23 protein-coding genes are annotated in these 17,450 nt (G+C 68.9%); 9 read left to right on the top strand and 14 right to left on the bottom strand.

The features are described 5' to 3' along the window. Positions 1-10: 10 nt before the first annotated feature. Entirely contained in the window at positions 11-937 is a 927-nt protein-coding gene (locus CCK91_RS16055) for a 1,4-dihydroxy-2-naphthoyl-CoA synthase (protein ID WP_064294597.1), read from the bottom strand. 16 nt (positions 938-953) lie between these two features. Further along, positions 954-2,441 carry a hypothetical protein gene (locus tag CCK91_RS16050; protein ID WP_086474870.1) on the bottom strand — a complete coding sequence of 496 codons (1,488 nt, stop codon included), beginning with the start codon at positions 2,439-2,441 and terminating at the stop codon, positions 954-956. 62 nt (positions 2,442-2,503) lie between these two features. Between CCK91_RS16050 and CCK91_RS16045 the strand changes: the two genes are divergently transcribed. Beyond that, complete coding sequence (locus CCK91_RS16045) at positions 2,504-3,481, top strand: o-succinylbenzoate synthase (RefSeq protein ID WP_086474869.1); 978 nt, start codon at positions 2,504-2,506, stop codon at positions 3,479-3,481. A gap of 16 nt (positions 3,482-3,497) precedes the next feature. Here CCK91_RS16045 and ccsB read toward each other — a convergent pair whose 3' ends face one another. From ccsB to CCK91_RS16020, 5 genes are read right to left on the bottom strand one after another with little or no spacing between them, the layout of a single operon-like run. Next, positions 3,498-4,553 (bottom strand): c-type cytochrome biogenesis protein CcsB, encoded by a 1,056-nt coding sequence (gene ccsB / locus CCK91_RS16040; RefSeq protein ID WP_086474868.1) that lies wholly within the window; start codon positions 4,551-4,553, stop codon positions 3,498-3,500. Then, positions 4,550-6,214 (bottom strand): cytochrome c biogenesis protein ResB, encoded by a 1,665-nt coding sequence (gene resB / locus CCK91_RS16035; RefSeq protein WP_079003290.1) that lies wholly within the window; start codon positions 6,212-6,214, stop codon positions 4,550-4,552. The genes ccsB and resB overlap by 4 nt, the downstream gene beginning before the upstream one ends. Next, positions 6,198-6,944, bottom strand: coding sequence for a cytochrome c biogenesis CcdA family protein (locus CCK91_RS16030; RefSeq protein ID WP_079706647.1), 747 nt, complete (start codon positions 6,942-6,944; stop codon positions 6,198-6,200). The genes resB and CCK91_RS16030 overlap by 17 nt, the downstream gene beginning before the upstream one ends. Next, on the bottom strand, positions 6,941-7,549 hold the full coding sequence (locus CCK91_RS16025; RefSeq protein WP_086474867.1) for a TlpA family protein disulfide reductase: 609 nt from the start codon (positions 7,547-7,549) through the stop codon (positions 6,941-6,943). The genes CCK91_RS16030 and CCK91_RS16025 overlap by 4 nt, the downstream gene beginning before the upstream one ends. Further along, entirely contained in the window at positions 7,549-8,184 is a 636-nt protein-coding gene (locus CCK91_RS16020) for a histidine phosphatase family protein (protein ID WP_086474866.1), read from the bottom strand. The genes CCK91_RS16025 and CCK91_RS16020 overlap by 1 nt, the downstream gene beginning before the upstream one ends. An 85-nt stretch (positions 8,185-8,269) precedes the next feature. Here CCK91_RS16020 and aspS point away from each other — a divergent pair, with 85 nt between their 5' ends. The 3 genes from aspS to CCK91_RS16005 all read left to right on the top strand — a co-directional run bounded on the left by aspS (position 8,270) and on the right by CCK91_RS16005 (position 10,947). Beyond that, positions 8,270-9,610, top strand: coding sequence for an aspartate--tRNA(Asn) ligase (gene aspS / locus CCK91_RS16015; RefSeq protein ID WP_086474865.1), 1,341 nt, complete (start codon positions 8,270-8,272; stop codon positions 9,608-9,610). An 18-nt stretch (positions 9,611-9,628) separates the two neighbouring features. Continuing rightward, positions 9,629-10,081, top strand: coding sequence for a flavodoxin domain-containing protein (locus tag CCK91_RS16010; RefSeq protein ID WP_086474864.1), 453 nt, complete (start codon positions 9,629-9,631; stop codon positions 10,079-10,081). Positions 10,082-10,170: 89 nt separating this feature from the next. Further along, on the top strand, positions 10,171-10,947 hold the full coding sequence (locus tag CCK91_RS16005) for a putative protein N(5)-glutamine methyltransferase (protein ID WP_086474863.1): 777 nt from the start codon (positions 10,171-10,173) through the stop codon (positions 10,945-10,947). Positions 10,948-10,965: 18 nt separating this feature from the next. On the opposite strand, the gene CCK91_RS16000 is transcribed toward CCK91_RS16005, so the two are convergent. Further along, entirely contained in the window at positions 10,966-11,274 is a 309-nt protein-coding gene (locus CCK91_RS16000; protein WP_085514006.1) for a Dabb family protein, read from the bottom strand. A 40-nt stretch (positions 11,275-11,314) separates the two neighbouring features. Then, on the bottom strand, positions 11,315-11,575 hold the full coding sequence (locus CCK91_RS15995) for a glutaredoxin family protein (RefSeq protein WP_064294609.1): 261 nt from the start codon (positions 11,573-11,575) through the stop codon (positions 11,315-11,317). A 192-nt stretch (positions 11,576-11,767) separates the two neighbouring features. Here CCK91_RS15995 and CCK91_RS15990 point away from each other — a divergent pair, with 192 nt between their 5' ends. After that, positions 11,768-12,067, top strand: a complete 300-nt coding sequence (locus CCK91_RS15990; protein WP_064294610.1) for a helix-turn-helix domain-containing protein — start codon at positions 11,768-11,770, stop codon at positions 12,065-12,067. Positions 12,068-12,109: 42 nt separating this feature from the next. On the opposite strand, the gene CCK91_RS15985 is transcribed toward CCK91_RS15990, so the two are convergent. The 4 genes from CCK91_RS15985 to CCK91_RS15970 form a co-directional block, all read right to left on the bottom strand. Then, a complete protein-coding gene (locus tag CCK91_RS15985) occupies positions 12,110-12,418 on the bottom strand; it encodes a hypothetical protein (RefSeq protein ID WP_086474862.1) in 309 nt (102 codons plus the stop codon). Between the two features lie 246 nt (positions 12,419-12,664). After that, entirely contained in the window at positions 12,665-12,763 is a 99-nt protein-coding gene (locus tag CCK91_RS15980; RefSeq protein ID WP_003792170.1) for a 30S ribosomal protein bS22, read from the bottom strand. 139 nt (positions 12,764-12,902) lie between these two features. Beyond that, the gene (locus tag CCK91_RS15975) at positions 12,903-13,097 is read right to left on the bottom strand and encodes a helix-turn-helix domain-containing protein (RefSeq protein WP_079706638.1); all 195 of its coding nucleotides are present in this window, start codon (positions 13,095-13,097) and stop codon (positions 12,903-12,905) included. Positions 13,098-13,222: 125 nt separating this feature from the next. Next, complete coding sequence (locus tag CCK91_RS15970; protein ID WP_064294613.1) at positions 13,223-13,627, bottom strand: ArsR/SmtB family transcription factor; 405 nt, start codon at positions 13,625-13,627, stop codon at positions 13,223-13,225. A 72-nt stretch (positions 13,628-13,699) separates the two neighbouring features. Between CCK91_RS15970 and CCK91_RS15965 the strand changes: the two genes are divergently transcribed. Together CCK91_RS15965 and CCK91_RS15960 are read left to right on the top strand one after the other, a co-directional pair. Next, positions 13,700-15,142 (top strand): TrkH family potassium uptake protein, encoded by a 1,443-nt coding sequence (locus CCK91_RS15965; protein WP_079003294.1) that lies wholly within the window; start codon positions 13,700-13,702, stop codon positions 15,140-15,142. Further along, a complete protein-coding gene (locus CCK91_RS15960) occupies positions 15,135-15,806 on the top strand; it encodes a potassium channel family protein (RefSeq protein ID WP_056013885.1) in 672 nt (223 codons plus the stop codon). The genes CCK91_RS15965 and CCK91_RS15960 overlap by 8 nt, the downstream gene beginning before the upstream one ends. 7 nt (positions 15,807-15,813) lie before the next feature. Here CCK91_RS15960 and CCK91_RS15955 read toward each other — a convergent pair whose 3' ends face one another. Next, complete coding sequence (locus CCK91_RS15955; RefSeq protein ID WP_086474861.1) at positions 15,814-16,272, bottom strand: GNAT family N-acetyltransferase; 459 nt, start codon at positions 16,270-16,272, stop codon at positions 15,814-15,816. Between the two features lie 63 nt (positions 16,273-16,335). On the opposite strand from CCK91_RS15955, the gene CCK91_RS15950 reads away from it, so the two are divergent. Together CCK91_RS15950 and CCK91_RS15945 are read left to right on the top strand one after the other, a co-directional pair. Further along, positions 16,336-16,935: a TetR/AcrR family transcriptional regulator gene (locus CCK91_RS15950; protein ID WP_086474860.1), complete on the top strand. Its 600-nt coding sequence runs from the start codon at positions 16,336-16,338 to the stop codon at positions 16,933-16,935. Further along, the gene (locus CCK91_RS15945; protein WP_086474859.1) at positions 16,932-17,435 is read left to right on the top strand and encodes a GNAT family N-acetyltransferase; all 504 of its coding nucleotides are present in this window, start codon (positions 16,932-16,934) and stop codon (positions 17,433-17,435) included. The genes CCK91_RS15950 and CCK91_RS15945 overlap by 4 nt, the downstream gene beginning before the upstream one ends. Positions 17,436-17,450 lie beyond the last annotated feature (15 nt).

Raw genomic sequence — 17,450 nt, 5'->3', positions numbered from 1 at the left:
GTCACGGAGCTCAGAACTGCCAGGGGAACGGAGCCCAGTCCGGCTTACGCTTCTCCAGGAAGGCGTCGCGCCCCTCCACCGCCTCGTCGGTGCCGTAGGCGAGGCGGGTGGCCTCGCCCGCGAAGACCTGCTGGCCGACGAGACCGTCGTCGACGGCGTTGAACGCGAACTTCAGCATGCGGATGGCGGTCGGCGACTTGCCGAGGATGGTGCGGGCCCAGGCGACCCCCGTCTGCTCGAGCTCCGCGTGCGGGACGACCGCGTTGATCGCGCCCGCCTGCAGCGCGCGCTCCGCGTCGTACTCCTGGGCGAGGAAGAACACCTCACGGGCGAACTTCTGGCCCACCTGCTTGGCGAAGTACGCGCTCCCGTACCCCGCGTCGAAGGAACCGACGTCGGCGTCGGTCTGCTTGAACCGCGCGTGCTCTCGACTCGCGATCGACAGGTCGCACACGACGCCGAGGGAGTGCCCGCCGCCCGCAGACCACCCGGGAACGAGGTTGATGACGACCTTCGGCATGAAGCGGATGAGGCGCTGGACCTCGAGGATGTGCAGGCGCCCGTTGCGCGCGGCGTCGATGCCGCTCGCCGTCTCGTCGTCTGCGGCGTCGTCGCTCGCGTAGCGGTAGCCGTCGCGACCGCGGATGCGCTGGTCGCCGCCCGAGCAGAACGCCCAGCCGCCGTCCTTCGCGCTCGGACCGTTGCCGGTGAGCAGCACCACGCCGACCGTCGGGCTCTGGCGCGCGTGGTCGAGCGCGCGGTACAGCTCGTCGACGGTGTGCGGGCGGAAGGCGTTGCGCACCTCTGGGCGGTCGAACGCGATGCGCACGAAGCCGCCCTCGCGCGCCACGTGGTACGTCAGATCGGTGAGGTCCTCGAACCCCGGTACGACGTCCCAGATCTCCGGGTCGAACAGTTCGGACACTCGATCGCTCATGCGTCCAGCCTAGGCACTACTTCGGCTTGTCGAGGTCCGCATAGGGCTTGAGCGCCTCCAGGTAGTCGGCGCGGTCTGCCTCCTTCAGGAGCGCATAGGAGTCGAGGTGCAGCTCGACACCCTCCGCCGCCATGTCGTAGTAGTCGACGTCGAACTCACGGTCCTTCGCGACCGTGCCGGCCGAATCGAGCGTGAGATCGACGATGCTCGTCCGGAAGTCGCCGGCCCCCGTGATGGCGTTGTAGGTGTGCAGGTCCCACAGCGCCTGCGTGTCGAGGGTCTCGCCGCCGTACCGCTCGGTGAGCTCGCCCGGCTCACGCCAGGAGGACGGTGCGTTCTGCATGTCGAGGTTCGCGATGCCGTAGCGGAGCAGGACCTGCCGGATCAGCTCGACCACCCGCGACTTCTCCTCGAAGGTGCGCACGGTCGTCGTCGTCTGCCACACCGGTGCCGTGTACTCGAAGAGCATGGAGTCCCCGCCGTACCCGTTCTGATCGACCTCCGTCTCGGCGGGCTGTCGCTCCACCCAGTCGAAGCCGAACTCGGCGGTCAACGCCGTCCGGATCTCCGCGAGCATCTCGTCGGACGTCCCGACGAAGTCCTCGTAGCTCGGCCCGTCGAGGGTCTCCTTCGCATCGACGTAGGCGGATCCCGGGTAGGTGTCCCAGATCGGGTCGTGCTCCTCGTCACCGCTGCCGCCGACGGAGGAGCCACCCCCTGCCCGGTCCGTGGAGAGGGCGCTGACCGCCATCGCGGTGCCCGGGTTGACGACGAGGAGAAGCACCAACGCCAGCACGCCCCAGCGGCGCCGCACCTTCCGGCGGATGACGATGACACTCCCGATGAGCAGCACGATCTGCACCACGACGACGAGGACGAACGCCACGAGGATGGCCCAGGCCCCCTCGCCGGGCCGGTAGCTCACGGCCAGCAGGACGGTGAAAAGGGTGACGGCCACCACCGCGCCGAGCAGGGCGAGCGGCGAGAAGGAGGCGACGACACCCCGACTCCGTGCGCCGAGCTCGTCCCGACCCGTCGGGGATGCACCGGCGGCAGGCGGGTGGGCCGCCGGACTCCGCTCGCCGTCATCGGCCGGGATCGCCGTGGACTCGGGTTGCGAGGCGGCCGCGCGCTCCGCCGACTTCCGTTGACGGCGCGACGACGGCTTCCGCGATGCGGGCTGCCGTGGCGTCCGTCGCCCTCGGGACCCCGGACGACGGAACCTTGCGGTCTCCGCCTCCAGCTCCTCGGGCGTGCGTTCCGGGGTGGCCGGTGCTGGCGCGGCCGAGGACGCGGCTGCCGGCGGCGCCCCGGGGATCGGCGGGGCGTTCGGATCGCGCGGCTCGTCGGAGGATCCGCCGGGCGATTCCTCGATCACCGGGAGCACCTCGGCCTCGGGGCTCGGCTCGAAGATCGGCTCGGGCACCGAGAAGGCAGTGGGTTCGTCCGCGGGCACGCTTCGCCGATCGCCGGGCGGCGGCTTGCGTCGGGAGAACAGCGGCACGGGATCGATTGTGTCACGGGCGTCCCGCGACGGCTTCCGACGTCCGGGTGCAGGATGGGGACATGCAAGCGACCCTCGACGACGTCCTCGCCACCGCCCGTGTGGTCTCCATCCCCCTCCGCGTCCGGTTCCGGGGCATCGACACCCGCGAGGCCGTCCTCTTCCGTGGGCCCGCCGGGTGGACGGAGTTCTCCCCCTTCGTCGAGTACGACGACCAGGAGTCGGCCGCTTGGCTCCGGGCCGCCATCGACTTCGGCTGGTCGGACCTCCCGCCCCTCCACCGGGATCGTATCCTCGTGAACGCGACGGTCCCGGCGGTGGACGCGGCGGACGTGCCGTCGATCCTCTCCCGCTTCCCGGGCTGCCGGACCGCGAAGGTGAAGGTGGCCGAGCGCGGGCAGGTGCTCGCCGACGACGTCGCGCGCGTCGCCGCCGTCCGGCGGGCCATCGGGCCCGAGGGTCGACTGCGCGTGGACGCCAACACCAACTGGAACGTCGACGAGGCCGAACACGCCATCCGCGCCCTCGAACCCTTCGACCTCGAGTACGTCGAGCAGCCCTGCGCGACCGTCGCGGAACTTGCCGAGATCCGTGAACGGGTCTCCTCCCTGGACGTCGCCATCGCGGCGGACGAGAGCGTCCGCAAAGCCGAGGACCCCCTGGCCGTGGCTCGCGCCGGCGCCGCCGACCTGCTCGTCGTGAAGGCGCAGCCGCTCGGCGGCGTGCACGCCGCGCTCCGCATCGCGGGCGAGGCCGGCCTGCCGATCGTCGTCTCGAGCGCGCTGGACACCTCCGTCGGCATCTCCATGGGTGCCCACCTCGCGGCGGCCCTGCCGGAACTCGACTACGACTGCGGCCTCGCCACCACCGCGCTCCTCGGCGGCGATGTGACGACCGCGCCGCTCGATCCCGTGGACGGCGGCATCGCCGTCCGGCGCGTCGAGGTGGACGTCGATCTCCTCGAGCACTTCACGGCGTCACCGGAGCGCACGGCGTGGTGGCTCGACCGGCTCCGCCGCACCCACGCGTTACTGGGCTGAGGACCGGTGCAGGGTCCTACAGGCCGCTGTAGGCGTGCAGACCCTTGAAGAACACGTTCACGACGACGAAGTTGAACATCACGGCGCTGAAGCCGATGATCGCGAGCGTGGCCGCGCGTGATCCGCGCCAGCCGCGCGTCGCCCGGGCGTGGATGTAGCCGGCGAAGATCACCCAGATGATGAAGGTCCACACCTCTTTGGTGTCCCAGCCCCAGTACCGACCCCAGGCGCGCTCCGCCCAGATGGCACCGGCCATGAGCGTGAACGTCCAGAAGATGAAGCCGATGATGTTGACGCGGTAGGCGAGGTTCTCGAGGCGCTCCGCGTTCGGGAGGGTGAGCAGGAAGCGGAGACGCCCTGAGCCCTGGGCCGGCTGCACGAGCCCGAGCCGGCGCTCGCGACGCCCCTGCAGGAGCTGCACGACGCTCAACGCGAAGCCGATGGCGAAGAACGCCGTGCCGAGGCTCGCGACGAACACGTGGATGACGAGCCACGCCGACTGCAGCGCCGGCGGCAGCGGGACGACCTCGACGTAGAAGTTCGCGGTCGCGAGGCCGAGGAGCACGGTCACGAGGCCGATCACGAAGCTACCGAGGAACCGGAGGTCCACCCGCGCGATGACCACGAGGAACACCGCGACGATGAGCAGCGTGCCCGTCATCGCGAACTCGTACATGTTCGCCCACGGGACACGACCGGCGGCGATACCGCGCGTCACGTCCGCAACGAGGTGGAGGAGGAAGGCGATGACCGTGAGCGAGACCCCGACCCGGAGGCTCGGCGACTTGCGCGACGCCTGCTGCTCGGGCTCGTCCGAGGGACGGCGGGTCTTGCGCGGGACACCGTCGCTCGTGACGATCGGTGCAGCGGTCCGCGCCGAGGCGGAGGTGAGTGCACCGACGCGTTCCTCGGCGGCTGCCGAACGTTCCAGCTCGGCCCGCTCGGCCGCGTCGATCGCCGCGGTGACCTCGGCGCTGCGGCGCGCGAGGTCGAACGTGAAGGCGATGAACGCCAGTGCGTAGACGGCGACGGCCGACCAGAGGCAGAGGTTCGAGATTTCGACGAGGGTCACGGGGTGATTCTACCTTCGGGTTCGGACGGGACAGGCGTTGGACTGTGCGCTTCTGCGATCGCCGCGACGGCCGCTTCGAGGCCGGGGTCCTCGCCGCGGGCGAGCCCGGCGTATTCAAGGGAGACGGTGCCGTCGCTCCCGGTCACGGCCTTCACCCAGACGCGACGTCTGGCGACGAAGAGCGAGGTGATGAGGCCGGACAGGGCGAGGATGGCGAACGCGAGCACCCACAGCTGGGTCGGGTCGTGGTGCACGTCGAACGAGGCGAACCGCTTGACGGAGCCGGCGTAGTTCTCGGTCGACGGGTTGGCGGCGACGTTGTCGAAGGACACCGTGCCGAGTCCATTCGGCAGGTCGGTGATCTGCCCCGGCGTGAGTTCGATCGACTCGACGCCGGTGTCGCCGCCCGTGAGCTGCTTCATGTCGTCGACGTCGAGCGCGTAGACCGACTTCGGAGCACCGGCGTTGATCCCGAGGTCGCCGGAGTAGACGTTGAGCGTCAGCACCGGGTAGGCGAGGTCGGGGTAGGACGAGAAGAACGGCGGCTTGGACGCGGCCTGCGTCGGGTAGAAGAACCCGATCATGCCGAGCTGCTCCGCCAGTCCGTCCGGGACCTTGACGATGCCGAGCGAGGTGAGCTGGGCGTCCTGCGGCAGGAAGGGGATGGAGTCGCTGAACACGACCTTGCCCTCGGGGTCGCGCACGGTGATCGTCGGCGCGTAGCCGTTGCCGAGCAGGTAGACGTCGGTGCCCTCGAACCGCAGCGGATCGTTGACCTTGATCGTCGCGTCCTGCGGCTTCCCGCCGGGCGAGGTCGTCGTGACCTTCGCGCGGTAGTCGATCGCCTGACCGTACGCGTCGAGGTTCTCGGTCTCGTAGGTGACGCCGAACTCGTCGAGCGTCAACTTGTAGGGGGCCAGTTCCGACTCGTTGAAGAAGCGGCCGGGGTTGAACGAGTCGTAGTCGAGCAGGGTGTTGACGAAGGTCTGACCCTCGACGAGCACGCGCTGACCGGAGAACCCGAAGCCGCCGCCGAAGCCGACCGTCACGAGGATGCCGACGAGAGCCGAGTGGAAGACGAGGTTGCCGGTCTCACGGAGGAAGCCGCGCTCGGCGGACACCGATGCGGATCCCTCGGCGTCGTAGCGCTCGACACGGTAGCCCTGGCGCTTCAACTGCTTCGTCGCGTCGTCGATGAGCTCGGTGGCGGTCGCGCCGCTGTCGTCGCTGCGACGCTCGAACGCGGAGAGCCGTGACAGGCGCGCGGGCGTCCGCGGCGGGCGGGAGCGCAGGGCGAGCCAGTGGTGCTTCGTCCGCGGGATCACACAACCGATGAGCGAGATGAACAGCAGCAGGTAGATCGCGGAGAACCAGGCCGAGCTGTAGACGTCGAACGCCTGCACCTTGTCGAGGATCGGCGCGAGGTCCGGGTTGTCGGTGAAGTACTGGGTGACGCCGTTCGGGTCGCTCGACCGTTGCGGGACCAGCGAACCGGGCACCGCGGCGATCGCGAGGAGGAGGAGCAGGAACAGCGCCGTGCGCATGCTCGTGAGCTGACGCCAGAAGAAGCGGAGCCAGCCGACGAAGCCGAGTTTCGGCTGGTTGATGCCGTCGGCCGGAGCCGGTGCGGCGGAATCGATGTGATCAGAGGGGCGTGACAAGGCCGCTCATCACCCCCTGCAACGAGTACATCCAAGCGGACCAGAGACCAGACACCATCAACACACCGATCACGATGAGGAGCACGCCGCCGATGATGTTGATCGTGCGGATGTGCCGTTTGAGGAACGCCAACGACCCCGTGACCCAACCGAGTCCGAGCGCGACGAGCAGGAAGGGGATGCCGAGACCGAGGCAGTAGAACAGCCCGAGGAGCGCCCCGCGCCAGGCGGAGCCGCCCGAGAGCGAGAGCGCGCTGATCGCGGTGAGGGTCGGGCCGAGGCAGGGCGTCCAGCCGATGGCGAAGACGAAGCCGAGCAGCGGCGCGCCGGCGAGGCCGGTGGCGGGTGCCCAGCTGGTGCGCACCGTGCGCTGCAGCCGCGAGAACTGCCCGATGAAGATGAGCCCCATGAGGATGACGACCGCGCCGAGGACGCGGGTGATGACGCCCTCCCACTCGACGAACCAGGCGCCGATCGTTCCGACGAACGCCGCGATCGCCACGAACACGACGGTGAAGCCGAGGATGAAGAGACTGACGCCGAGCAGCACGCGGCGGCGGCCCGCACCGGAGCGCCCCTCCTCGACCGTCGTCATGCCGCCGACGTATCCGAGGTAGCCGGGGACGAGCGGCAGGACGCACGGCGAGAGGAAGGACAGCAGACCGGCCGCGATGGCGATCGGGATCGCCACGAGGAGCTGGCCGCCGTAGACGAGCTCGCCGGGGCTCACTCTGGGGCGCTCTCGGCGATCGTGTCGCGGATGAGGGTGTCGAGGATGGTGCGGTCCTGCAGCTGCCCGAGGATGCGTGCGGCGACCCGACCTTCGGCGTCGAGGACGATGGTGGTCGGCACCGCGTTCGGCGGGACACTGCCCGTGAAGGCGAGCTTCGCCTCCCCGCTGTCGACGTCGAGGATGGAGGGGTAGGTGATGCCGAAGGTGCCGTTGAACGCCTTCGCGGTGTCGGCGGTATCGCGGACGTTGACGCCGATGAAGGTGGCGCCCTGGTCGGTGTAGGCCTCGTTGAGCGCCTGCAGGTCCTTCGCCTCCGCGCGGCAGGGGGCGCAGGCGGCATACCAGAAGTTCACGACGAGGACCTGGCCCGCGTGGTCCGCGGAGGAGATCTGCTCGCCGTCCTCGCCGACGCCCGAGAAGCTGATCGACTCACCGCGGTCGTCGAGGGCGACCTCGGTCACGCTGCCGTCGCCCGCGACGTACCCCTTGCTACTGCCCTCGCGGTACTGCTCGGCGAGCGGGTCGCTCCCGCACGCCGTGAGCAGGAGTGCCCCGACGGCCAGCACGGCGGCGACGGCGAACGCCCTCGATCGGCGGGCCATCAGACGGCCCCGACATCGGTCGCGCCGGACGACAGACGGGCGGCCGGATCGACGTAGCCGACCTCGACGAAGCCCTGCTCGGTCCGCTCGAAGGTGGTGATGCTCGACAGGGCGCACCGCCGCTTCCGCGGGTCGTGACGATACGGCGCCCCGACGACGGAGCTGTGCAGCATCCAGATCGGCAGCTGGTGACTGACGATGACGACGTCGCCCGACGGCGTCGCGCGCCAAGCGTCCTCGACGGCCGCGGTCATGCGGTTGACGATCGACGCGTACGGCTCGCCCCAGCTCGGGCGGGACGGGTTCCGGAGCTTGGGCCAGTTGAGCGGGTTCTTCAGGGCGCGGCTCATGCGCTTGCCCTCGAACTCGTTGAACGGTTCGATCACGCGCGGCTCGGAGACGACGGCGAGGCCGAACGCGGCGGCGACCGGCGCTGCGGACTCCTGGGTGCGCTGCAGCGGCGACGCGTAGAGCGCACCCACCGTGCGATCACGGCTCACGAGGTCGTCCGCGGCGGCCTGCGCCATGCGCTCGCCGAGCTCCGACAGTCGGAATGCGGGGAGTCGACCGTAGAGCACACGAGAAGGATTGTGCACCTCGCCGTGACGCACGAGATGGATCTGGTCGGCTACCACCCTTCAAGTGTACGTTTCCCCAAGCTGCGGATTCACCGTGACCTCCGTCCAGGTCCGAGCCACGAGCGACGGCTAAGCTGTCGGGGTGAGTGAACGCGTCGTTGTGAAGAACCTGGCCGCCCTGTCCGACGGTCCCGTCACCGTCTCCGGATGGGTCGAGACCGTCCGCGACCAGAAGAAGGTGCAGTTCGTCGTCCTCCGCGACGAGAGCGGCGCCGTCCAGCTGGTGAACCCGGCTGTCCGCGAGGTCGACCCGGAGGTCGAGGGCTCCGCCGAGCGCTTCGCCACCACCGAGGCCATCTCCGCCCTCGCACACGGCTCCTTCATCACCGTCACCGGCGAGCTCAAGCACGACGAGCGCGTCAAGCTCGGCGGCATCGAGGTCAAGGTCGCGACGCTCGAGGTCGTCACCGCGGCCAACCCCGAGACGCCGATCGCTGCGGACTCCTCGCTCGACAAGCGGCTCGACTGGCGCTTCCTCGACCTGCGGCAGCCGAAGCAGGCCTTGATCTTCCGCATCCAGACCACGTTCGAGCACGCCCTGCGTCAGTACTGGATCGACAACGACTTCATCGAGATCCACACCCCGAAGCTCATGGCCAGCGCGAGCGAGTCGCGCGCCGAGCTCTTCGAGGTCGACTACTTCGAGGGCAAGGCGTACCTTGCGCAGTCGCCGCAGTTCTTCAAGCAGATGGCGCAGTCCGCCGGCTTCGGCAAGGTGTTCGAGGTCGGACCGGCATTCCGCGCCGACCCCTCGTTCACCAGCCGACACGCGACCGAGTTCACGAGCGTCGACGCCGAGATCAGCTGGATCGAATCCCACGAGGACGTCATGCAGCTGCACGAGGAGCTCCTCGTCGCCGGCTTCACGGCGGTCAAGGAGAAGCACGGCGAGCAGATCGCCGAGCTCTTCGGCATCGAGCTCGAGGTCCCGTCCCGTCCGTTCCCGCGCATCCCGCTGGCCGAGGCCAAGCGCATCGTCGCCGAGCGCGGCTACGAGATCCCCCGCGCCGACGACGACATGGACCCCGAGGGCGAGCGTCAGATCGCTGCCTACGTCAAGGAGACCTTCGGTCACGACTTCGTGTTCCTGACCGACTACGCGTCGAGCATCCGGCCGTTCTACCACATGCGCAACGCCGAGGACGGTTCGCTCACCAACAGCTACGACCTCATCTACAACGGCGTCGAGATCTCCACGGGCGCGCAGCGCGAACACCGCGTCGACGTCCTCGTCGAGCAGGCCAAGGAGAAGGGCCTGGAGCCCGAGGAGCTCGAGTTCTACCTCGACTTCTTCCGCTACGGCGTCCCGGCGCATGGCGGCTTCGGCATGGGCCTCGCCCGTGTGCTCATGCTCATGCTGCACGAGACCTCCATCCGCGAGGTCACCTACCTGTTCCGCGGCCCGACCCGCCTCGCCCCGTAACCCCGCAAGAAGGACGCCATGCAGATCGTCATCCTGTACGGGACCGAATCCGGCAACGCCGAACGCCTCGCCGGCGACATCGGCAAGGCCATCGGCTCACAGCACCAGTGGCGCGTCGTCGACCTCGGCGACGTCGACCCCGCCGAGCTGTCGACCGACGAGATCCACATCTTCATCACCTCGACGTACGGCGACGGCCTGCTCGGTGAGACCGGCCAGATCTTCTACGAGGCGCTCGAGGAGTCCGACGTGGAGCTCGACGGGCTCCGGTACGCCATCTTCGGGCTGGGCGACAGCAGTTACGAGGACACGTACAACCAGGGCAGCTCGCTGCTCGACGCCATCCTCACCGAGCACGGCGCGACCCGCTTCGGCGAGTTCGGTCTGCACGACGACGGCGGGTTCGAGCGCAAGAAGGACGTCGCGCTCGCCTGGCTGCCCGGCGTGCTCGCCGCCGCAGAACAGCTCTGACCACCGCTCTGGTGCGTGCCCGAACGCGACGGTAGCCTGACTCGCACCGGCCGTGCGGCGCCCTCGCACGTGAGCGAGGGGTGAGCCAGATGAACGCGACCGCCGAATCCGTGGTCCTGCGCCTTCGTGCGGCGGGGTGCGTCTTCGCCGAGGACGAGGCGGCGCTGCTCCTCGCCGAGTCGGACGATCCGGATCGACTGGAACGGATGGTCGCGGCACGGGTCGCCGGCCGGCCGCTCGAACACGTCCTCGGCTGGGTCGCGTTCCGAGGACGCCGGGTGGTCGTCGAGGACGGGGTCTTCGTGCCGAGGAGACGGACCGAGCTCCTGGTCGACGCCGCCCTGCCGCGCCTCCGGAACGGTTCGGTGGTCGTCGAGCTCTGCTGCGGCGCCGCGGCTGTCGGGAGTGCCCTCCTCACCGAGGCGCCCGACCCGATCGACGTCTGGGCGTCGGACATCGACCTCGCGGCGGTGGACTGCGCACGACGCAACCTCGGGCCGCTCGGTGGGCACGCCCTGCCCGGAGACCTGTTCGACGGGCTCCCCGGGGCGCTCGCGGGGCGCGTCGACCTCTTGCTCGCGAACGCCCCCTATGTCCCGACGGCGTCGATGGCGACGATGCCCCCGGAGGCTCGGGAGCACGAGGCCGCGATCGCCCTCGACGGTGGTGCCGACGGTCTCGACGTGCAGCGTCGGATCATCGCGCTGGCCCCGGACTGGCTTGCGCCGACCGGCGCCGTCCTGATCGAGACGAGCGAACGTCAGGCCCCCGAGACCGCCGCGCTCATGCGGGCAGCGGGCCTCACGGCGTCGATCGTCCGCGACGACGAGCTCGACGGCACCGTCGCCGTCGGTGTCATGGCCTGAGTCCTGCGGGCGCCGGGCTCAGTCGAGCTGGAAGTCGACCGCGGAGCGCTCGACGACGAGCTGACGGACGATCTGCACCACGCGGACGTGCTCCGGGTGGACCTGGTACCGCTCCAGCGCTTCGAGGCTCGGGTAGTCACCGACCAGCACGACGTCCCAGTTGCTCTCGGGGTAGGCGATGTTGCGTCCGACCTGGAGGCGCTCGATGTCGTCCGGCATGAACCCGGCGAGTGCCTCGAGTTCGGACTGCATCGTGGCGAACGCCGCGTCGCGCTCGGCGTCGTCCGTTGCTGCCAGCTTCCAACTGACGATGTGGCGGATGGTCACTGGGCCCCCAAGGGTCGATGTGGATGGATGGACGTGCGGATCAGTCGGCGAGCAACGCGGACCGCAGGCGGTCGGGGTCGATCCGCCAGTAGTTGTGGACCCTGCCGTCGATGAGGACGACGGGGATCTCCTCCCAGTGGCGGTCGTGGAGCGCGGGATCATCGAGGATCGAGAGCTCCTCGCGTTCGATCGTCGGGCCGTCGGACGGGAGGCCTGCGACCACCTCGTCGATCACGGCACGGGCGTCGTCGCAGAGGTGACAGCCGGGCTTGCCGATGAGCGTGACGTGCAGAGTGGACACCTCCTCAACTGTACGGGGTGCCCGAGGTCGCAGCACGTCCGGGGAGCCGACACATGTGGTGTTTCACGGAGACATCTGACACGATGCCGGGATGATGATGCCGTTGAACCCAGGGTTGAGAACCATATGTGTTGAATCCACCGGACTCAGACACTCTGGCATGCGCCGGTCGAGGTCCGTTGTCATTGAGTGATGCCTACACATTCGGAAGCCGCGACCATCCTCGGCGAGCGGTTGCGGGCCGCCCGCAACGAGCGACAGCTGACCCTCGAGGACCTGGGCGTGCTGGCCGGGATGCACTGGACGAACATCGGCAAGATCGAGCGAGGGCAGGTGCACCCGAGCGTGGAGACGCTCGTCCGACTGAGTACCGCGCTCGACCTCGACCCGGCCCCGTTCATCACCGGCCTCAACGCCGACATGTACCCGGGGCGGGCGCACAAGCTGACGGCGCGCGATCTGCTGGCCGCTCGCCGCGACCAGGAACGCTGACCCGCGCGTCGGAGACCACTCCCCTCCACCCGCTGGCGTCCATCAGAAGGTGACCCGCCAGAGGTACTGGTGACCACCGGGACGGAACCAGGACACCTGCACACTGGTCGCGCGGGCCAGCTCGGTGCCCAACACCTCGAACTCCAGGGCGCTCCCCGGCGTCAGGCGACACGGTTCCAGTGGAGCGAGGAATCCAGGCCCGATCAGGCGCAGCACGACCCAGTGGACGGCTTCGTCACCGACGTTCCGGAGTCGATAGCGAGGTGCGTCGTCTCGTTCGACGACGAACGGCACCCGGTACGCGAGCTCGCGTCGGTTGCGGCGGACGGTTGGCGGGAGATCGCGGGTCATGCGACGAACCTACGAAGGACCGCCGACGATCTCGGGACGACGGACCGCGTGCCGCGACGCGCTGTGGATCAGTCCCGTACGGCCTCGCCTGTGGAGGAACCTCGACGCCGCTCGACCCACGGAGCCCACACGCCACGACCGGCGAACGAGACGATCACCTCGACAACGCCAGAAAGCGCCGTACCCCAATGGGCAGGCGCTTCCGGTGGACGAAGAGTCGTCAGGCGCTCCGAACGGAGCAGCCGGCTACTTCTTGTTGCGGCGCTGGTGACGGGTCTTGCGAAGCAGCTTGCGGTGCTTCTTCTTCGCCATACGCTTGCGGCGCTTCTTGATAACAGAACCCACGGATTTACCTCACAGAATTGGGGGGCTTGGCCGCAGGGATCGCGACCGAAGAGAACAAGTCTTGTTGCCAGTCTAGCCGATTGCAGCGCGCGTCGTTCACACGCCGTACGCCTGCAGGCTGCTAGGAGCGGGAAACGCCTCAGCCGACGTCGGCGACCGGGCGCTGCCGGACGGCGTCGACGGCGGTCTCCGGCACCCGGAACGACTTCCCGAACCGGATGGCCGGGAGTTCCCCCGAATGCACCAGGCGATACACGGTCATCTTGGACACCCGCATCATCTCGGCGACTTCGGCCACGGTGAGGAAGCGGACGTCGGCAGTGTCCTGCGTCATCGAACCCCTCCTGCGCCTCTGGAAACCCGCTTGAACGGCGCTCCGAGGACCGGAACGCCGCAGGGCAACTCTAGATGGCCGACGGCCGTCCTGTACATCCCCTGTGTGAACGATATGGGGCCGGGCTACGGGCGCAGCTTCTTCGTGACCGACTGCACGGCGTGGGTCACGTCCGCAGCGACCTTGCCGACCGATCCCGCGACCGCCTTGGCCTGGTCCGGCAGCGACAGCGCCGCGAAATCGACACCGTCGTCCTGATAGTCGACGCTGAGGAACGGGATGAGCCAGTCCTCCACATCCTCGAGCGGCGCCGAGTCCAGGCTGTAGTAGCGGTGCTGGCCCTCCTCGCGTACCTCCACGAGCTCTGCTTCGCGCAGGACCTTGAGGTGTTTCGACACCGTCGGTTGGCTGAGGCCGAGCTGCGCGACGATCTCGGAGACGCTCGTCCCGGTGCCACCGTGCCGTTCGAGCAGCAGCGCGAGGATGTCCCGCCTGGTGGTGTCAGCGATCACGTCGAAAATGTCGGCCATGGTCCAACGATAGTGATGGAGCGCACGGAGTACCATTGCCTCCGGCGCAGTCCTGAGGTGTTGAGGGGTCAGATGAGCGGCAATGCCATGGGGCGTCGTCCCGAGATCATCGTGCGCCACGGCCTCGCGAGGGTCAGGGAAGCCGTCAGCGACTTCGCCGCGAAGTCGACCTCCCGGTTCGCCATCCTCGTGTTCAGCTTCCTGATCTTCGTCTTCACGATGCTGTTCTCGCTCCCCATCGCGAGCGCCGACCGCCAGGTGACCCCGATCGCCGACGCCCTCTTCACCGCCGTCTCCGTCATCTGCGTCACCGGGCTCTCGACCGTCGACATGGCCACGCACTGGTCGCTGTTCGGTCACGTGCTCGTGTTCATCGGCGTCCAGATCGGCGCCCTCGGCGTCTTGACTCTGGCCTCGATCCTCGGGTTCGTGATCGCCCGACGACTCGGGCTCCGCCAGAAGCTCATGGCGGCGAGCGACACGAACCCCCTGCGGTCGCACCACGGTCCCGTGGCCGAGGGTCAGGCGGTCCGCCTCGGGGAGATCGGCAACCTGCTCGTCACCGTCGCCGTCAGCGCCCTCGTGATCGAGGCGGCTCTGGCGGTCCTGCTCTTCCCGCGCATGCTGCTCGACGGCATCAACCCCTGGGACGCCGCCTGGAACAGCGTCTACTACGCGGCCATGGCCTTCACCAACACCGGCTTCACGCCGAACGCCGAGGGCCTCGCGGCCTTCGAGAACGATTACTGGTTCCTCAGCATCCTCATGCTCGGGGTCTTCCTCGGCAGCATCGGCTTCCCGGTCATCTACGCACTGAGCCGGAACTTCCGTCGGCCGAGCCGATGGTCGCTGCACGTCAAGCTCACGCTCGTCACGACGATCATCCTGTTCTTCGCCGGGGCGCTCGCGTTCATCCTGCTCGAGTTCAACAACCCCGAGACCTGGAACAAGTGGAACCTCTGGGACACGATCTTCCAGGGGTTCTTCCTGTCGGCCATGACGCGGTCGGGCGGCTTCTCCACCGTGGACATCGGCGACCTCAACGGCTCGACCCTGCTCGTCGCCGACATGCTCATGTTCATCGGCGGTGGTTCCGCCTCGACCGCCGGCGGGATCAAGGTCACGACGCTCGCCGTCCTGTTCCTGGCGGCGTTCGCGGAGGCCCGGGGCCGCGAGGGCGTGGAGGTCTTCCGCCGCCGGATCCCGCAGGACGTGCTCCGCGTCGCGGTGAGCGTCGTCCTCTGGGGTGCGACGATCGTCGCCCTGTCGACGATCGTCATCCTGCAGATGACCAAGGCCCCGCTCGACCACGTGCTGTTCGACGTCATCTCCGCCTTCGCGACCGTCGGGCTGAGCACCGGACTCGTCGCGGACCTGCCCGACGCCGGGGTGTACGTCCTCGCCGTCACCATGTTCCTGGGCCGCGTTGGTACAGTGACACTCGCTGCAGCCGTGGCCGCGAGTCAGAGCGGCCAGCTGTTCAAACGACCCGAAGAGAGGCCCATCGTTGGTTGACCGCATCAAGCACGACGCCCCGGTCCTCGTCATCGGACTCGGTCGGTTCGGTGCGGCCTGCGCCGGCGAACTCGACCGACTCGACCGCGAGGTGCTCGCGATCGACGACAACTCCGATCTCGTGCAGAAGTGGTCCGACCGGGTCACGCACACCGTGCAGGCCGACGCGAAGAACATCGAGGCACTGCGGCAGATCGGCGCGCAGGACTTCTCGGTCGCGGTCGTCGCGGTCGGCTCCTCGATCGAGGCGAGCGTGCTCATCACCGCCAACCTCGTCGACCTCAAGATCCCGCAGATCTGGGCCAAGGCGGTCTCGCAGTCGCACGGCAAGATCCTCGCCCGGGTGGGGGCGAGCCACGTCATCTACCCCGAGCGCGAGGCCGGCGAACGCGTCGCCCACCTCGTGTCGGGGCGCATGCTCGACTTCATCCAGTTCGACGACGACTTCGCGCTCGTCAAGATGTACCCGCCGAAGCCCATCCGCGGGCTGAACCTGACGGAGTCGGGCGTCCGGACGAAGTATCGGATTACGGTCGTCGGGGTGAAGTCACCGGGGAAGCCCTTCACCTACGCCACCGCCGACACCGTCGTGTCGAACCACGACCTCATCATCGTCTCCGGCACGTCGGCCGACATCGAACGCTTCGCCTCGCTCGAGGGCTGACGCCGCTTCAGGTGAGGCTGCGCGCGTAGCAGCGCGACTGCGGCTCGTCGACGTACGGCCCGAACGCGTCGATCGGGTGGTATCCCTCGCGCTCGTAGAAGCGCATCGCGTCCGGCTGCTCCGTGCCCGTCTCCAAGAGGAGTTCGCTGAGACCACGTGAACGCGCTTCGTCCTCCAGTGCCCGCAGGAGCGCGGTGGCGACGCCGGTCCCCCGGGCATGCTGCACGACGAACATGCGCTTGATCTCCGCGCGGTCCTCGCCGAGCATCCGCAGACCGCCGCAGCCGAGCGGGACGCCGTCGACGTCGGTGGCGACCAGGAAGAGCGTGATGTCGGCTGCGGTCGGCGGCGTGCCGGGTTCGTGATCGTCGCTCCCGTAGCGTGCGTCGAGTTCGCGGCGTTGGGCGGCCCGCAGGACGGTTCCCGCCTCATCGTCCCAGGCCACCCGGCTGATCGTGATCGTCATGCGCATCCTCCAGTCATTCCGTAACAAGCATTACGGTAACATCGGTTCCGAGGTGGTGACGACATGGCCAGGACGAAGGACCCCGATGCCCAGGCACGGATCTCGCACGCGGTCTGGGAGGTGCTGGGTGAACGAGGGCCGCACGGGTTGACCCTCCGCGCGGTCGCGGAGCAAGCCGGGTGCACGACGGGCCTCGTCCTGCATCGCTTCCCCGACAAGCGCGCGCTCCTCCTGCACGCTCGCGACCTGCTCCACGAGCGGACGGCGGAGCGGACCGAGGCGCTCGAAGCCGCAGCCGAGACCCCGCGTGACGCTCTGAACGCAGTCCTCCGGCAGGCCCTGTCCCTCACGGACGAGACGCGCCAGGAGGCCCGCGTCTGGCTCGGCTACCTCGCGGCGGCGCTCGACGACGAGGTGCTGGCCGAACGGCACCGTGCGGGTCATGGCGTGTTCGTCGCGCGCACCCGGCGCCTCGTGGCCGAGATCCGCCCCGAGCTCACCGAGGCCGAGGTCGCCGCGACGGCCACCGTCGTCGTCGGATTCATCGAGGGCGTCAGCACCCTGAGCACGGCCGACGACGACCACTACGACGCCGCGGCCCAGCTCGCCGCGCTGGACCGGCTGCTGCTCGTCCTCGGACTCGACGAGACGAGCCATGCATGATCGTCGTGGAACGGTGGGCGGATGCTCCGGCTCATCACCGGGAACGGTTCGCCGAGCTCCTCGAGGAGTACCACCGCCGGACCGAGTACGAGAAACTCGTCGGCCGAGCGCCGCGTCCGGACGAGCCCACTCCGACGATCACCCTCCCCGACCGCTACCGGACCGAGATCACCGACCCGAGCACCGCCTTCGCCTCCGACGAGATCCTCCTGGCCGTCGAGGACGACCGGGTGCTCGGCTGCGTCGTCCTGACGGACGGCCCGTCGCCGGAGCTCAAGCGGCTCTGGGTCGCCCCCGACGCTCGTCGCAGGGGCGTGGCCGCAACCCTGCTCGAGGCCGCGACGACCGTCTCGCGGCAGCGGGGCGACGACGCGGTGCGTCTCTCGGTGTGGCACTGGCGCTCGGCCGCGATCGGGCTCTACCGGCGGTCCGGCTTCGTCGCGGTCGCTTCCTGGGACGGCAGACCCGGCCTCGACTGCTTCGTGCGGTCCTTCGACTGAGCCGGTCGCCGTCGG

The sequence above is a fragment of the Plantibacter elymi (nom. nud.) genome (assembly GCF_900177795.1).
Lineage (GTDB): Bacteria > Actinomycetota > Actinomycetes > Actinomycetales > Microbacteriaceae > Plantibacter > Plantibacter elymi.
The sequence above is the reverse complement of the archived record's forward strand: the minus strand, read 5'-3'. Positions and strand labels throughout refer to the sequence as shown.